Genomic DNA, 15,968 nt, shown 5'->3' with positions numbered 1-15,968 from the left:
ATGTCGCTGGCGCTGCAAGGTCGCCGCCTGTGGGTTACCCGGCCGCAGGCGCAGGCTGACCCACTGTGCGACCTGTTGCAGCAAGCGGGGGCCACGCCGGTGCGCGTGCCGCTGCTGCAAATCCTGCCGCCGGAAGACCCGCAGGTTTTGCACGCGGCGCTGGCACGATTGGGCGACTACGCCGTGGCCATCGCCATCAGCCCCTCGGCGCTCGATTCGGTGTTTGCGCAACTGGGTGAGCAAGCCTGGCCCGCCGACGTGCCGTTGGCGGTGGTCGGCCCCGGCAGCGCCCGCCGCGCGCGCGAACTCGGTTTGCGCGACGAGCAAATCATCTGCCCAGCCACGCAATTTGATAGCGAAGGCTTGCTGGCCGAAGCCGCCTTTGCGCCCGAGGTAATCCAGGGCCAGCGCGTGCTGATTTTGCGTGGCAATGGCGGGCGCGAAGTGCTGGCGCAAACGCTGATCGCCCGCGGCGCGCAGGTCGATATCGTGTCGGCTTATCGCCGATTGCCACCGCAGCTTGATGCCGCCACACTGGCGCGTCTGCTGGACGCCGGTTGCGATGGCATCATCGTTTCCAGCTCCGAAGCCGCCGCTTACCTGTTTACGCAGTCTGGAGCCGCGCTTGTCCAGCGGCTACAATCCATGCAGTATTTCACGCCACACCCGCGCATTGCCGCTGTCCTGGCGCACCATGGCGCCAGCCGGCACGTGCTGACCGAAGCGGGGGACCAAGGCATCGTGAACACGCTGTGCCGTCATTTCAACAGGACGCCATGACACTGGAACAAGATTCTCTCTCGGCTGCCTTTACGCCGAACACCGCGCCCAAGCGCTTTGGCCCGCCGCAAGTGGCACTCGTGCTGGGTGGCCTGGCGCTGATCGCCGCTGCGGGCGCATTTATCTATGAGCAGCAGCAAACCGCCGCGCTAAAAGACCATCTGGCTGCGCAACTGGCCGTGCAAACGCAGCGCGCCAACGAAGCGCAAGCCGCATTTACCGCATCGCAAACGCGGTTGCGCACGATGGAGCAAGAGCTGGCGCTGCTTACCGCGCATGATCAGCAGGCGCAGGGCCAACAGGCCACGCTCAACAATCTGTACGACAGCCTCACCCGTACCGAAACCCAACGCGCGCTGGCTGATATCGAACAAACGCTCACCGCCGCCAGCCAGCAACTGCAACTGGCGGGCGGTGTGGACGCCGCGCTGGTGGCGCTCAACAGCGCCGACCAGAAGCTGCTGGAGCTGAACAAGCCCGAGCTGATCACCGTGCGCCAGGTACTCAGCAAAGATATCGAGAAGCTCAAAACACTGCCCGCGCTCGATATCGTCGGCATGACCGCGCAACTGGACAGCGTGATGGAAACGCTGGACCGTCTGCCACTGGCCATCGACACGCATCCGGTGGTGCCGCTGGGTAACCAGCCTGCATCGCGCGGCGCCGTCACCGACTTTGGTAGCGAAGTCTGGAACGAGCTGAAGCAACTGATCGTCATCCGCCGCATGGACAAGCCCGACGCCGTGCTGCTGTCGCCGGACCAGGCTTTCTTTTTGCGCGAGAACATCAAGCTGCGTTTGCTGGATGCGCGCAGCGCCTTGTTGCGCCACGATCAAAAGTCGTACAGCGCCGACCTGGCCGCCGCGCAGAAATATCTGCAGCAGTATTTCGATAACAGCGCCGCCAACACGCAAGAAGTGCAGGCGCGCATCAAGCAACTGGCGCAAGCGTCGCTGACGCTGACGCTGCCCACGCTCGACACCAGCCTGGCCGCCGTGCGTAATGCGCGCGCCGTGGCGGAAAGGGCCAAGCCGTGAAGATATTGATCTGGCTGGTTGCGCTGTTTGCGCTTGCGGTCGGTGTGACGTTGTTTGCGCAACTCAACACTGGTTACGCGCTGTTGTTTGTGCCGCCGTGGCGCATCGAAATTTCGATCAACGTATTTATCCTGCTGGTGGTGCTCACCGTGGTGATCGTGTACGCGATCACCCGCGTGGTGGCCGAGCTGGGCGGCTTGCCCACACGCGTGCGCAAGTATCGCGAACGCCAGCGGCTGGATGCCTCGATCAAGCTGGAGCGCGAAGCGCGCATCGCGTTTTTTGAAGGCCGCTATCAACGCGCCGAACGCCTGGCCGCCGAGGCGCTGGCGCTGAGTACCGCGCAGGAAGCGATTGCGGTCAACGGTTTGCTGGCCGCCCGCGCTGCCCATGCGATGCGCGACTTTGCGCGCCGCGACAAGCACTTTGCCGATCTCAAGCAAAAGCTGGGTGGCCCGCAAAAGCTGGCGCTGGCCATGAATATGGCCGAGCTGTATCTGGATGAGCGCCGCTATGCCGACGCCGATGTCGCCATCGCCGAAGCGCGTGCGATTTCGCCCAAGCTGACCGCGGCCATGCGACTGGAATTGCGTTTGCGCCAGCGCGAAGACGACCCGCAAGCGGTGCTGCAACTGGTGGACCAGTTGTCGCGCTCCGAAGCGCTGGACGCCGCGCAGGCCAGCCGTATCCGTATCCAGGCGCAGTTGTCGTTGCTGGCCAGCGTGCCGATGTCGCTGGCGGAGCTGAAAGTGTGGTGGAGCAAGCTCAGCGCCGACGACAAACAAGCGCCCGCGATTGTGCTGGCGATGGTCGACCAACTGGTGGCGCACGATGCGCCGGAAGACGCGCGCCGCATCATCGAAGAAGCATTGGCGCTGCAATGGTCGCCCGAGCTGGTCGAACGCTACGGCCGCTTGCATCTGCCCGCCGAAGCGCGCGTACAACAACTGCAACTGGCGGAAACCTGGCTGCACACGCGTCCCAACGATTACCAGCTGCTGCTGACGCTGGGCCGTTTGTGCCACGCACGCAGCTTGTGGGGCAAAGCGCAGAACTACCTCGAAGCCTGCCTGGCCGTCGAAAAAACCGCACTGGCTCATGCCGAACTGGCCAGCTTGCTGGAACAACTCGACCGCCACGAAGAAGCCGCGCGCCATTACCGCGCCAGCCTCGAACTGGCGTTGGGCCGTTAACCGATGGGGTGGGGCTCCACCCACCCCAAGCGCGACTGCGGCGCAAGAAACGGTTGATCGCCCGCTATCCATAGGGTGGGTCTAGACCCACCATCCAAAGCCGAGGCTCGGGCCGCTGCGCTTTGCTACGCCGCTTTGGACGGTGGGTCTCGACGGGGGCGCCGAGCCCCACACTATGCGCAAATTCGGCGCAAGAAACGGTTGATCGCCCGCTACCCATGGGGTGGGTCTAGACCCACCATCCAAAGCCGAGGGTCGGGCCGCAGCGCTTTGCTACGCCACTTTGGACGGTGGGTCGAGACCCACCCTATGCGTTCGCCGCGGGTGGGCGGGCTGCATGCCAAGCCCCCGCTGCCGCCGGGCATGTTAGAGTGACCCCCATTCCCCTTCGCTTTCACCGACCTGATGAGCAGTAGTCTCCTGTTAGTGTTGCTGGCCTTTGCGCTGGTTTTCCTCAACGGTTTCTTTGTGGCCGCCGAATTCGGGCTGGTCAAACTGCGCGCCACCCAGGTCAAGGCCATGGCCCGCATCTATGGCTGGCGCGGCCGCATTCTCGAAAAAACCCACAGCAATCTGGATGCCTATCTCTCCGCCTGCCAGCTGGGCATTACGCTGGCCTCGCTGGGTCTGGGCTGGGTGGGCGAGCCTGCTTTTGCGCAGCTGATCGAGCCGCTGATGCACGCGCTGGGCGTGACCAGCATCGAAATCATCCACGGCGTGTCGTTTGCTGTCGCGTTTTTCACTATCTCGTTTCTGCATATCGTGGTGGGCGAACTCGCGCCCAAATCGCTGGCCATCCGCCGCTCCGCACAAATCGGCCTGTGGACCGCGCCACCGCTGTACGCGTTTTACTGGACCATGTACCCGGCCATCTGGGCGCTTAATACCAGCGCCACGCTGGTGCTCAAAGTGGTGGGCCTGGGCCCCGAACACGGCCACGACAGCGAATATTCCGCCGACGAACTCAAGCTGATCCTACGCAGCAGCAAGCCCGACGCGTCGCGCAGCCGCAAGGAATGGCGTGTGCTGGCGCAGTCGCTGGACTTTCCCACGCTGGATGTCGCCGACCTGATGCACCCGTTTACCGAAGCCGTCTGCCTGGACGCGCGCGAGCCGCTGGAAGCCAACCTGGACCGCATGGCGCAGCATCGCTACAGCCGCTACCCCTACCTCAACCAGGTGGGCAAGGTGGAGGGCATCGTCCACGTTAAAGACATCTTTCTGGCCAACCGCTATGGCCGACTCGGCAACACGCTCGACCCGCTGGTGCGCCCGGCCGAAGTGGTGCCCCCCACGCTGATGGCGCGCGATCTGCTCGACCGCCTGCGCCGCGGCGCGCCGCACTTTGCCATCGTCGCGTATGGCGATGGCGAGCCGCTGGGCTTTATCACCATGGATAACTTGCTGAGCGCGATGGTCGGTGAAATCCGCGACGAATTCCGCCAGAACCAGGACGACTGGACCATGCTCGACGACGGTTCGATGATCGGCAAAGGCAATCTGCCGGTGATTACGCTGGAGCGCGCGCTGGGCGTGGATATCGAAAGTGGCGATGCCGATACCGTCGGTGGCCTGGTGCAGTTGCAAACCGGCCGCGTACCGGATGAAGGTGAACGCATCGAGTTCGACGCCTTTAGCCTGGTCATCAAAAAGATGCGCGGGCCACGCATTCTGCTGGTGCGCGTCTACCCCAAAACCGACGAACTGGCAGGCGGCTAACCTTACGCCTACGCCCGCCTGCGGCCGTTTCAAACATCCACGTCGCGGTGATTGCTGATCGCCGCCGCCCGGCGCGGCGCGCACACTGCGGCCACGTTTTTGTCTTTCTCCGGATCGCTCGATCATGCATCTGTTTTTGTGGCGCTTTCTGATCAACCTGTGGCCGCCGTTTTTGTTTGCCGGCATCCGCTGCACCCACGTCGCCAAAGACTTCCGCCGCATCGACGTCGCCATGCGCTCGTACTGGCTTAACCTCAATATCATGCGCACGCACTTTGGCGGCAGCCTGTATGCCATGACCGACCCGTGGTACATGGCGATGCTGATGCAGATCATGGGCCGCGATTACTACGTGTGGGACCGCCGCGCCGAAATCGACTTTGAAGCCCCCGGCCGCGGCACCGTGCGCGCCACGTTTACGCTCAACCAGGCGCAAATCGACGCCATCCGCGCCGCCACCGCCGACGGCGACAAACACCTGGCCGAGTTCGACGTCGAAATCTTCGACGCACAGCAAAAGCGCGTGGCGCTGGTCAAAAAGACGGTGTACGTGCGCAAGAAGCCGCAGCACCGCGTGGCCAAAGACTCCGTCCAATAACGCACGCCGCTTGGTCCGGCGGGATAACTGCATGCATAATGCAGCAAAAATTCCCGCCGACCTCTGATGACCACTGCCCCCACCACACTCGCGCTGTTGCAAGACGTACTGCAACGCTATTCCCGCCCCGCTGTGGCGCAACAGCTTGGGGTGGATCCGGTGACGGTGGGCCGCTGGATGAATGGCGAGAGTAAGCCCAAAGCCTATGTCGACGCCGCCTTGCGCCAGATGCTGGCGCAAACGCCGTATGCGGGCGGTGGCGATGAATTCCGTTTTATCGATCTGTTCGCCGGTATTGGCGGCTTGCGCCAGGCATTTGAAGGCGCGGGCGGGCAGTGCGTGTTTACCAGCGAATGGGATGCCTACGCGCAAAAGACCTATCACTCCAATTACCCCGATGGCCAGGAAGTGGCGGGCGATATCACGCAGGTGGCCGAAGCGGTGATCCCCGAACACGACGTGCTGCTGGCGGGGTTTCCGTGCCAACCGTTTTCGATTGCGGGCGTTTCCAAGAAAAACGCCTTGGGCCGCGCACACGGTTTTGCCGATGCCACCCAGGGCACCTTGTTTTTTGATGTGGCGCGGATACTGGCGGCGCATCGGCCCAAAGCGTTTGTGCTGGAAAACGTCAAAAACCTGCACTCGCATGATCAGGGCCGCACCTTTGCCGTCATCCTGCACACGCTGCGCGAAGAGCTCGGTTACCACGTGCATTACCGCATTCTGGACGGCCAGCATTGGGTGCCGCAGCACCGCGAACGCATCGTGATTGTCGGCTTCCGCGATCCAGTGCCATTTAGTTGGGATGCGCTTGATCTACCCGAAAAAGGCACGGTGCGACTGGGGCAAATCCTGCATCGCACCGATGGCAGCGAACCTGTGCTGGAACACGATGGCGATCGCTTTTTTGACCACGCCCGGCGCCAGGTGCAGCCCAAATACACGCTGACCGACAAGCTGTGGGCCTACCTGCAAATGTATGCCGACAAGCATCGCGCCAAAGGCAATGGCTTTGGCTTTGGCCTGGTGAACGCGCACAGCGTTACGCGCACGTTGTCAGCGCGCTATTACAAAGATGGCTCCGAAATCCTGGTTGACGCCGGCCCGGGCCAGAACCCGCGCCGGCTTACCCCGCGGGAATGCGCGCGGCTGATGGGCTATCCGGATAGTTTTCGCATTCCGTGTTCGGATACGCGTGCGTACAAACAGTTTGGCAATTCGGTGGTAGTGCCGGTGTTTGCCGAGGTGGCGCGGCTGGTGCGGCCGTGGCTGGATGCAGCGCCGGAACGCGTGGTGGCGTGATGACCGACGTGGTGGACGCCGCCACCCGCAGCCGGATGATGTCTGGCATCCGCGGCAAGAATACGTCCCCCGAATTGATCTTGCGTCACGGCCTGCACGCGCGCGGCTTGCGCTATCGACTGCATGTAAAAACACTGCCGGGCAAACCCGATCTGGTGCTGCCACGCCATAACGCGGTGGTGTTGATTCACGGTTGTTTCTGGCACGGCCACGATTGCCGTTACTTTAAAGTGCCGCAAACCCGCACCGAATTCTGGATGGGCAAAATCAACCAGAACCGCGCACGCGATCAACGTGATATCGCCGCGCTGCAAACCTTGGGCTGGCGCGTGCTGGTGGTGTGGGAATGCGCGGTGCGCGCCGCCCGCCGCAACCCCGAATTTTTGCTGATCGACTATGTGGCGCAGTGGCTGCGTAGCGATGCGGCCGATAGCCAGATTGGCGAAACCGGCGTGCAGACGCTGGCAGAAAACGCCGCCATTTGATTGCACTGGGCTTGCCAGCTTTTATGTGGCGCATTAGCGACTATGCTGTATGCATCCGCAGCGGCGCTGGTGCGGCTTTGCAAAGCTGGCGTGCGGTTATGGGTAATAAGGCTGTGGATACGCGCCGTCTGGCGGCGCGATTGAGTTGTCTGGTAGGCGCGGGCCCAGGCACCGCCTATTTTTGTGCAGAAACTGCTCAGAATTCACTTGATGAGGACCACCATGGCCAAGGCACCCGCAACCCGTAAAACCACTTCCGCCACGCCCGGCATCGTCGCGGCGACGGCCAAGCTTCCTCCCAAGGCAACACGGGCGACCGGAGCTAAAACCACCACCCCGAAAACCACCAAACCGAAAGCGGCCGCGGCAGATACCGCTGCGGTGACAGCGGCCACCACCACCGCCAGCAGCGTGAGCAAAACCGCGAGCAAGGCGGCGACCAAGGCGGCAGCCAAACCGGCAGCGAAAGCCACATCCAAGGCGGCGGCAAAACCAGCTGCAAAAGCGTCTGCAAAGCCGGCCAGCAAAACCGCTGCCGCAGCGACGGCCGAGGCCAGCAGCAGCGCCAAGGCCGCACCGAAAGCGAAGGCGGCATCCAGCAAGACGGCAGCGCCTGAAACCGCAGCCGCCAAATCCACGACCGGCAAAGCCGCCACCGCTAAACCGGCAGCCAAAACCGCGAGCACCGCGAGCACCGCGAAGAAAGCCGCAGCGAAACCAGCGGCCAGCGCTTCGGCAACGGACAGCAAAGCAGCGACGAGCAAAGCAGCGACGAGCAAAGCGACGACGAACAAATCGGCCACGTCTAAAGCCACCGCCAGCAAAACCGCCACCACCCAAAAAGCGGCCCCGAAAACTGCGGCTGCGAAGCCTGCGACGAAGGCTGCGGCGGAGCCCTCCAGCGGCGCGGCTACCGCCACAACAAAGGTAGCGACCAGTAAAGCGGCGACGGCCAAAGCCAGCACGGCCAAAGCGGCGGCACCGAAAGCGGCGGCACCGAAAGCGGCAGCGGCCAAACCGGCTGCGGCAAAATCCGCCACCACAAAATCCGCCGCCACAAAATCCGCCACCGCCAAGGCCGCAGCGCCAAAAGCAGCGACCTCCAAAGCAGCCACCGCCAGCAAAGCTGCGGCCAAGCCCAAAGCCGCCAGCAAGGCGTCCGCCAGCAAAGCCAAAACCAAAGCTAAATAAGTGAGCAGGGGATCAGGCAGGCCGCCTGATCCCGTTCGCGCCGGTTAGCGCTCCGATTTAATCTCGAAGATATCGCCCGTCTCAAAAAACGAGCCGCCCGCAATGTAATGAATCGAGCGCGGCACGCCTTCGTCGTGTTGCCAATGGCCGCCATTAAACACGCGCGGATCGGCATGCGCGGCCACCACTTCGCCGATAAACATGTCATACGCTTGCTGGTTGTGTGGCTCGGGAATCACCTTGCATTCCAGCCAGCCCAGGCAGCCTTCAATCAGCGGTGCGCCAATCTGGCTGCTGGCAAACGTGGTCAGCCCCACCGCGGCAAACTTGTCCACATCCGCACCCGACACCGAGCCCACTTTCAGCGTCGCTTCAGCCATCGCGCGGCTGGGGATGTTCAGCGCAAATTCGCCCGAGGCTTCGATCAAACCGCGCGTGGCGGTTTTCTTGTCGATGATGACCAGCATTTTGGCAGGCGCAAAATCCAGCGGCATCGCCCACGCGGCGGCCATCACATTCTGTTTGCCACCATGCGCGCTGGTGACCAGCACAGTGGGGCCGTGGTTCAGCAGACGATACGATTTGGCGAGTTCTACGGGTTGGCGCATGGCAGGGGTCCTGGAGGCAATTTGCTCAAGATGGGGCCGGCGTCAGCGCTAACAACAGCGGCAGACACGGATTATCGTTGTGCGCGCTCCAGCTCAGGCCCTGTTCAACCTGAGGGCTGCGCGCCAGATCAATAAATACCGCGCCCGCCAATTGCATTTTGCGCATCGACGCGGGCACCAGCGCTACGCCCAGGCCTTCCGCCACCAGATTGACGATGGTTTGCTGCAGGCGGGTTTCCAGCTGGATGGCGGGTGCGAAACCGTGTTCCATGCAGCAGCCAAACACTGCATCGTGCAGGGCCGGGGCGACGTCGCGCGGAAACGTGATGAAGGGTTCTTGCGCCAGCAGCGCCACATCCAGCGTAGTGTGTTGTGCCAGCCGATGCGCCGCGGGCAATACGGCGCACAGCGGCTCGGCAAACAGCGGCTGGTAGTGCAGCAGGCTCGGTTGTTTCCATGGAAAGGTGATGGCCAGGTCGGTCTCGCCGCGCGCCAACGCGTCGGCCAGCACGTCGGGCGTCACTTCGCGCAAGGTCACCGTGATGCCCGGTGCGCCGTGTTGCCAGGTTTTCAGCAAGGCGGGCAGCACATTCCACGCTGCGGCCATGGTAAAGCTGAGCCGCACTTCGCCCAGCTCGCCCTGCGCGGTGGAACGTGTGACGCGCTCGGCTTGCGCCAGCGCAGCCAGAATCTGCCTGGCCTCGGCGTGCAATCGTCGCCCAGCCGCCGTGAGCGTAACGCTACGCGAATTGCGCGCCAGCAAGGTAACGCCCAGTTGCTGTTCCAGCGCCGCAATCTGGCGCGATAGCGGCGGCTGCGTGATATGCAATTGCTCGGCAGCGCGGCCAAAGTGCAGCGTGTCGGCCAGGGCGACAAAATAATGCAGCTGACGGGTTTCCAGCATCGATGCTCATCCAGTATCAATCAGCCCTCTATATAGCATTGGCCCGCATCGATGGCGATGGTTAAGCTGAGTTCCTTGCCTTAGACCGTGCGCGCGCTGCCCATCATGTTTGCTGTTATCCACGCCGTTTTGCCCGTGTTTGCGCTGATCCTGGCGGGTTATGTGTGCCGCCGCAGCGGCAAGCTGGGGCCTGCCGCCTCCTCGGAACTGAATCGCTTTGTGGTGTGGCTGGGCCTGCCCGCCTTGCTGTTTGACGTGACCGCGGCATCCAGCTGGCAGCAAGTGTGGCAACCGGGCTTTTTGTTGGCGTTTGGCGCAGGCTCGGCGGCGGTGTTTGTGATTACGCTGCTGGCGCGGCTACGTCAGCAACGGCGGCTGGTGGATGCCAGTATCGATAGCCTGAGCGCGTCGTATGCCAACACCGGCTTTATCGGAATTCCGCTGTGTGTGCTGGCGCTGGGGCAAGACAGTCTGGAACCGGCCTTGTTGGCCACGCTGGTGGTGGTGTGCGTGCTGTTTGGCGTGGCGGTGGTGTGCATCGAGGTAGGCCTGCAGACCGAAAAGAAACTGCATCACGCTGTGCTGAAAGTAGTGAAGGCGCTGGCCAGCAATCCGCTGATCGTCTCGCCGATTCTGGGCGCGTGCTGGGCCGCCACCGGCCAGCCGCTGCCGAGCGCGGTGCATACGTTTATGAAATTGCTCGGCGGCGCGGCCAGCCCGTGCGCGCTGGTGGCGCTGGGTTTGTTTCTGGCGCAAAAGCAGGAAGGCACGCGGCAGGGATCGATGGCGCTAGTGCTGGCCAAGCTGATTATCCAGCCGCTGGTAACGTGGTTTCTGGCGTTTCGCGTGCTGCATCTGCCGCCGCTGTGGGCCAATTCGGCGCTGTTGCTTAGCGCGCTGCCCACCGGCACCGGGCCGTTTATGCTGGCAGAGTTTTATCGGCGCGAGGCGGCGGTGGTGTCGAGCGTGATTCTGGTTTCGACGCTCGGGTCGCTGGTTACGCTGTCGATCTGCCTGATGTACATCAGCTGACGGCGGGTGGCACACGCCGGTGGATCATTTCTCTCGGTTAACCGCGCGTGCCTGGATTGGCGTACTGGCTTAATCCGCGCTCGGCCCGGGTGTGCTTGCCATTCAACGTCGCCTGCAAACGGCGTTGGTTTTCCGGTTGCTGGCTGCGGTCATTTTCCTTGTGCCACAAGTGCAGCACCGGCACCGCAAAGCGGCCGTCCTTGAGCTTGAGCCCGGCGCGAATCAGCCGGATGGCAAAGTCCGAATCCTCATGCCCCCAACCCGAAAACGCCTCATCAAAGCCATCCACCGCCAGAAAATCATGACGCCATACACCGATATTGCAGCCCTTCAGCACTTGCCAGCGCGTGGGACGGCGTTTGCGCATCTGGCTCAGGCTCAAGCGCAACCACGGCCAGCCGCGATTGGCCTTGCCGCCGTAACGCGCGGCCAGCCATTGCAGTGGGTTCCAGTGGATGGGGGCGGCGGGGGTGGGTGATGCCAGTAGCTCGGGGGTAAAGCGCTCGCTGAGCAATACCCGATTGCCCGCGACAAACCAGCCGTGTTCGGCCAGCGCGCGGTGTTGCGCCACAAAGTCGGGAAAAGGCATGCAATCGCCATCCAGAAACACCAGGTAATCGGCGCGCGTGCGGCCGACGCTGAGGTTGCGGATGGCGGCCAGGCGAAAGCCGGTGTCTTCGTGCCAGACATGGTCCAACCGGCACGGAAAGCGCTGTTGCCAGCTTTCGATGCACTGGCGCGTGGCCGGGCCGGAACCATCGTCGGCCACCAGGACCTCCCAGTCCGCCGCGGTCACGCCGGTCTGTTGCGACAGCGCGCTGAGCACCGCATTGAGGGCGTCGATGCGGTTATAGGTCGAAACAATAATGGCGACTTTCACGGGCGTTCTTGCAGATACATGAGTTTGAGATAACGGTAGTACGCGCCTTCGGCGTTGGATACCGCCAGGATAAAACCTTCGCGCCCGTCCAGAAAACCGGCCTTGAAGAAATACGTGCGCACAAAGGTCCAGAAACCTTTAAACACCGCCTTGCCCAACGACGCGCGCTGGCCGCGTTGCAAACGCTGTTCAGCCCCGGCGGCGGAGTAACGGTTGACCTTGTCCAGCACCTGATCAAGGTTATCAAACGAGTAATGCAGCAGTTCGCCCGCCAGCGCGGGCGCAGGGCCGCTGTACACCAGGCGCTCGTGGATCAGGTCATCCGAATAATGCGCGCTACCGCGGCGGAACAGGCGCGCCACGTGGTCGGGATACCAGCCGGAATGCTTCATCCAGCGCCCGCAATAATTGGACAGGCGCGACAGGCTGTAGACATCGCCCGCAGTGGTGGTGTTGGCCACGCGTTGCTGCACCGATGCGGCCAGTTGCGGGCTGACCACTTCGTCGGCGTCGATGGCCAGAATCCAGTCGGTATCCAGCAAAGCCAGCACACGGTTTTTTTGCGGACCAAAACCAGGCCATTGCGCGTTGATATGCACTTCGGCGCCATGTGCGCGTGCGATCTCCAGCGTGGCATCGGTACTGCCGCTATCAAGCACGACAATACGGTCGGCCCACGCCACGGCTTGCAGACACGGGGCAAGGTGCGCGGCGGCGTTTTTGGTAATCAGGGCAACGCCGAGAGTGGGCATGATCAGAAGCGCAAAAAGGACAGGGCGCTATGATCGCCAACCTGGCACCCCAACACAAGCGCCGCCCCGCGCCTGCCCCGTATAGAGGGCATCGGGGGCAAAAGCCGCGCTGGCGGGCGATGGCGGTGGGCGTGCGGTGATTGCTTGATGCGATGCACGGCGGCATTGGATAAAATCATCCACTCGCTCACGGCGGCGGCTGCGCTCTGGTTGCCCGCACAGTACACAGGAATCACCCATGCAAGGTTCTGGCAGTGTTGGTCTGGTCACACCGCAGACGGCGGTGTTCGACACGCCGATTGCACTCTCCAGCGGCGTTGTGTTGCCGCATTATCAATTGGTCTACGAGACCTACGGCACGCTGAACGCCGAGAAATCCAACGCCATCCTGATCTGCCATGCGCTGTCGGGGCACCACCATGTGGCCGGTCGCTACAAAGAAACCGACAAGGCCGCAGGCTGGTGGGACAACATGGTGGGGCCGGGCAAGCCGATCGATACCAACCGTTTTTTTGTGATCGGGCTGAACAACCTGGGCGGTTGTCATGGTTCGACCGGGCCTTCCAGCATCGACCCCGCAACGGGCAAGCCGTATGGATCGAGCTTTCCGCTGGTACTGGTGCGCGACTGGGTGGAAACCCAGGCGCGGCTGGCTGATCAGCTGGGCATTTATCGCTTTGCCGCCATTATCGGCGGCAGCCTGGGCGGCATGCAGGCGCTGCGCTGGACTATCAGCTATCCGGAGCGTGTGCGCCATGCGTTAGTGATTGCCTCCGCGCCCAAGCTGACCGCACAGAACATCGCCTTCAACGATGTGGCGCGCCAGGCCATCCTGACCGATCCGGATTTCCATGGCGGCGATTATTACGCGCACAACACCGTGCCGCGCCGCGGCCTGCGTCTGGCGCGCATGCTGGGCCATATCACTTATTTAAGCGACGACGGCATGGGCGAGAAATTCGGCCGCTTGCTGCGTAGTGGCGAATATCTGTATGGCTACGACGTCGAGTTCGAAATCGAATCGTATCTGCGCTATCAGGGCGACAAGTTTTCGGATTATTTCGACGCCAATACTTATCTGCTGATGACCAAGGCGCTGGATTATTTTGATCCGGCGCGCCATTACGACGGCGATCTGACCGAAGCATTGCGCCAGGCCGTGGCGAAATTTCTGGTGGTGTCGTTTACCTCGGACTGGCGCTTTTCGCCCGCGCGTTCCCGCGAGATCGTCAAGGCGCTGCTGGATGCGCGCAAGGAAGTCAGCTATGCCGAGATTGAATCGCGCCATGGCCACGATGCCTTCCTGATGGAAGACGCGCCCTATATCAACATCATGCGGGCTTATCTGAACCGCGTTGCCGCGGAGATCAACGCATGAGCGCCGTTCACTCGCATTCCTCTCACTCCCAACACAAAGACCTGCGCGCGGATTTGCGCAATGTGGCGGACTGGATTCCGGCCGATAGCAATGTGCTGGATTTAGGCTGCGCCGATGGCGCTTTGCTGCACTGGCTGGCCACCAACAAGCGCGTGCGCGGGTATGGCGTGGAGATTGATGTCGATGGCGTAACGGCGTGCGTGCAGCATGGGGTTAATGTCATCCAGTCTGACCTTGAGAGCGGCCTGGGTACGTTTGAAGACGGTAGCTTTGATTTTGTGGTGCTGTCGCTGACCATCCAGGCCATGCACAACATCGAGAACATCCTGAACGAAATGCTGCGCGTGGGCCGGACCGGCATCGTCACGTTTCCCAATTTCGGTTTTTGGGAAAACCGCTGGCAGCTGGCGCTGGGGCGCATGCCGGTGTCCGAGACCATCCCGTACGAGTGGTACAACACGCCCAACATCCATTTGTGCACCGTGTATGACTTTGGCCGGCTGCTTAACAAATTGGGCATGCACGCCACCGGGCAAGTGGTGATGCACCAGAATGCGCGCATTCATGTGCTGCCCAATCTGCGCGGCAGCCTGGCGCTGATGCGCTTTGAAAAGAACTGACACAACTTGCAAGCTGGCGCGAACTTATGTTGCACTGCAACCCTCGAATGCGACATCGAACAAGCAATAAAAGGATGAGTACAGCATGGCGAACACGGACATCGTACGTTTTGGTGTGATCGGTAGTGGCGGCATCACGCGCCGCTTTGCGGAAGGCTTGAAGGATGTGCCCAACGCGCAACTGGCGGCAGTATGGAACCACACGCCCGAGAAAGCGCAGCAGTTTGCCCAGGACTTTGGCACCACCGCAGTGGCGTCGCTGGAAGCATTGCTGGCCAGTGAGATCGACGCGGTCTACATCGGCACCCCGCACACCAGCCATGCGCAATACAGCATCGCTGCATTACAGGCGGGCAAGGCGGTGCTGAGCGAGAAACCAGCTGCCACCAGCCTGGGCGAACTCGAAGCCGTGTTGGCGCACGCCGCCGTGCACCGCAAGTTGTTTATGGAAGCGATGAAGCCGCCGTTCTATCCACTGTTTACCAAGCTGCGCGAAGCGCTGGCGGCCGACCCGATCGGCGATATCCAGTTTGTGCGCGCGGGCTTCGCCAGCCCGGATGTGCCAGTGGAACACAATCTGTATCGCGCTGACATGGCTGGCGGCGGGCTGCTGGATATTGGTATCTATGGCGCTTATCTGGCGGTGTCTTTTCTGGGTGACGCCACCAACGTGCAGACGCAGGGCAAGGTGGTGCGCGGCGTGGATACCTTTGCTGCGGTGAATAGCCAGCATGCCAAAGGCTGGTCGCAAATCTATTGCGGCCTCGGCATTGATGGCGCAGGCGACGCGATGCTGGCGGCCCCCGGCGGCCACGTGGTGATCCACGAAAAATGGTGGAGCCCGCAGCGCGCCAGCATCCATTACAAGGATGGCCGCGTGGTGGAGTTGTCGGACGATATCGTGGGCAGCGGGCTTAACTACGAGACCGCGCATTTCTGCGATCTGCTGCGCGCGGGCAAATTGCAGAGCCCGATTCTGTCGCACGACGTGTCGCGCGCCATGATCCGGCTGCTGGACCACGCCCGCGCCGGGCTGGATCTGGTTTATCCGTTTGAACGCGGGTTGTAATCCGTAGATGCGGCATAGGGTGGGTCCAGACCCACCATTCAGAGGCGCATGTCAATTTCGCTGCTCTTGGGTAATGGCATTGAATGGTGGGTCACGACCCACCCTATGAGTTGAATGGTCATGCAAGATGGCTGCATAGGGTGGGTCTAGACACACCTCTTAGAGGCGCATGTCAATTTCGCCGCTTTGGGTAATGGCATTGAATGGTGGGTCATGACCCACCCTATGAGTTGAATGGTCATGCAAGATGGCTGCATAGGGTGGGTCATGACCCACCTCTCAGAGCCGCATGTCAATTTCGCTGCTCTTGGGTAATGGCATTGAATGGTGGGTCACGACCCACCCTATGAGTTGAATGTCATGCAAGATGGCTGCATAGGGTGGGTCTAGACCCACCTCTCAGAGCCGCATGTTAATTTC

The 15,968-nt window shown here is 61.9% G+C and carries 16 protein-coding genes; 11 read left to right on the top strand and 5 right to left on the bottom strand.

All coding sequences use genetic code 11. The features are described 5' to 3' along the window. The 7 genes from WG78_RS13185 (at position 1) to WG78_RS13155 (ending at position 7,114) form a co-directional block, all read left to right on the top strand. Positions 1-780, top strand: coding sequence for a uroporphyrinogen-III synthase (locus WG78_RS13185; protein ID WP_053938307.1), 780 nt, complete (start codon positions 1-3; stop codon positions 778-780). After that, positions 777-1,817: a uroporphyrinogen-III C-methyltransferase gene (locus tag WG78_RS13180; protein WP_053938306.1), complete on the top strand. Its 1,041-nt coding sequence runs from the start codon at positions 777-779 to the stop codon at positions 1,815-1,817. The genes WG78_RS13185 and WG78_RS13180 overlap by 4 nt, the downstream gene beginning before the upstream one ends. Then, on the top strand, positions 1,814-3,010 hold the full coding sequence (locus WG78_RS13175; protein ID WP_053938305.1) for a heme biosynthesis HemY N-terminal domain-containing protein: 1,197 nt from the start codon (positions 1,814-1,816) through the stop codon (positions 3,008-3,010). The genes WG78_RS13180 and WG78_RS13175 overlap by 4 nt, the downstream gene beginning before the upstream one ends. A 405-nt stretch (positions 3,011-3,415) precedes the next feature. Then, a complete protein-coding gene (locus tag WG78_RS13170; RefSeq protein WP_053938304.1) occupies positions 3,416-4,729 on the top strand; it encodes a hemolysin family protein in 1,314 nt (437 codons plus the stop codon). Between the two features lie 124 nt (positions 4,730-4,853). Then, entirely contained in the window at positions 4,854-5,327 is a 474-nt protein-coding gene (locus WG78_RS13165) for a DUF4442 domain-containing protein (RefSeq protein ID WP_053938303.1), read from the top strand. A 66-nt stretch (positions 5,328-5,393) separates the two neighbouring features. Further along, positions 5,394-6,629, top strand: coding sequence for a DNA (cytosine-5-)-methyltransferase (gene dcm / locus WG78_RS13160; RefSeq protein ID WP_053938302.1), 1,236 nt, complete (start codon positions 5,394-5,396; stop codon positions 6,627-6,629). Then, entirely contained in the window at positions 6,629-7,114 is a 486-nt protein-coding gene (locus WG78_RS13155) for a very short patch repair endonuclease (RefSeq protein WP_053938301.1), read from the top strand. The genes dcm and WG78_RS13155 overlap by 1 nt, the downstream gene beginning before the upstream one ends. Before the next feature lie 203 nt (positions 7,115-7,317). Here WG78_RS13155 and WG78_RS22460 read toward each other — a convergent pair whose 3' ends face one another. From WG78_RS22460 to WG78_RS13140, 3 genes are all read right to left on the bottom strand, one after another. Beyond that, positions 7,318-8,250: a hypothetical protein gene (locus tag WG78_RS22460; protein WP_152969194.1), complete on the bottom strand. Its 933-nt coding sequence runs from the start codon at positions 8,248-8,250 to the stop codon at positions 7,318-7,320. A 99-nt stretch (positions 8,251-8,349) separates the two neighbouring features. After that, positions 8,350-8,913, bottom strand: coding sequence for a flavin reductase family protein (locus WG78_RS13145; protein WP_053938299.1), 564 nt, complete (start codon positions 8,911-8,913; stop codon positions 8,350-8,352). 25 nt (positions 8,914-8,938) lie between these two features. Further along, positions 8,939-9,817, bottom strand: a complete 879-nt coding sequence (locus WG78_RS13140; protein WP_053938298.1) for a LysR family transcriptional regulator — start codon at positions 9,815-9,817, stop codon at positions 8,939-8,941. 105 nt (positions 9,818-9,922) lie between these two features. On the opposite strand from WG78_RS13140, the gene WG78_RS13135 reads away from it, so the two are divergent. Beyond that, positions 9,923-10,849 (top strand): AEC family transporter, encoded by a 927-nt coding sequence (locus tag WG78_RS13135; RefSeq protein WP_053938565.1) that lies wholly within the window; start codon positions 9,923-9,925, stop codon positions 10,847-10,849. 37 nt (positions 10,850-10,886) lie between these two features. Here the strand turns inward: WG78_RS13135 and WG78_RS13130 are convergent, their stop codons facing one another. Together WG78_RS13130 and WG78_RS13125 are read right to left on the bottom strand one after the other, a co-directional pair. Next, positions 10,887-11,729, bottom strand: coding sequence for a glycosyltransferase family 2 protein (locus WG78_RS13130; RefSeq protein WP_053938297.1), 843 nt, complete (start codon positions 11,727-11,729; stop codon positions 10,887-10,889). Then, entirely contained in the window at positions 11,726-12,481 is a 756-nt protein-coding gene (locus tag WG78_RS13125; protein ID WP_053938296.1) for a glycosyltransferase family 2 protein, read from the bottom strand. Before WG78_RS13125 ends, WG78_RS13130 begins: the two co-directional genes overlap by 4 nt. Positions 12,482-12,719: 238 nt before the next feature. Here WG78_RS13125 and metX point away from each other — a divergent pair, with 238 nt between their 5' ends. From metX to WG78_RS13110, 3 genes are all read left to right on the top strand, one after another. Then, on the top strand, positions 12,720-13,859 hold the full coding sequence (gene metX / locus WG78_RS13120; protein ID WP_053938295.1) for a homoserine O-succinyltransferase MetX: 1,140 nt from the start codon (positions 12,720-12,722) through the stop codon (positions 13,857-13,859). Next, the gene (gene metW / locus WG78_RS13115; RefSeq protein WP_053938294.1) at positions 13,856-14,479 is read left to right on the top strand and encodes a methionine biosynthesis protein MetW; all 624 of its coding nucleotides are present in this window, start codon (positions 13,856-13,858) and stop codon (positions 14,477-14,479) included. Before metX ends, metW begins: the two co-directional genes overlap by 4 nt. Positions 14,480-14,564: 85 nt before the next feature. After that, positions 14,565-15,548: a Gfo/Idh/MocA family protein gene (locus tag WG78_RS13110; protein WP_053938293.1), complete on the top strand. Its 984-nt coding sequence runs from the start codon at positions 14,565-14,567 to the stop codon at positions 15,546-15,548. Positions 15,549-15,968: the final 420 nt, after the last annotated feature.

It is taken from the genome of Amantichitinum ursilacus (assembly GCF_001294205.1).
In the GTDB taxonomy this organism is placed as follows: domain Bacteria; phylum Pseudomonadota; class Gammaproteobacteria; order Burkholderiales; family Chitinibacteraceae; genus Amantichitinum; species Amantichitinum ursilacus.
Note: the sequence above shows the minus strand (reverse complement) of the source record. Positions and strands in the feature narration are given on the sequence as shown.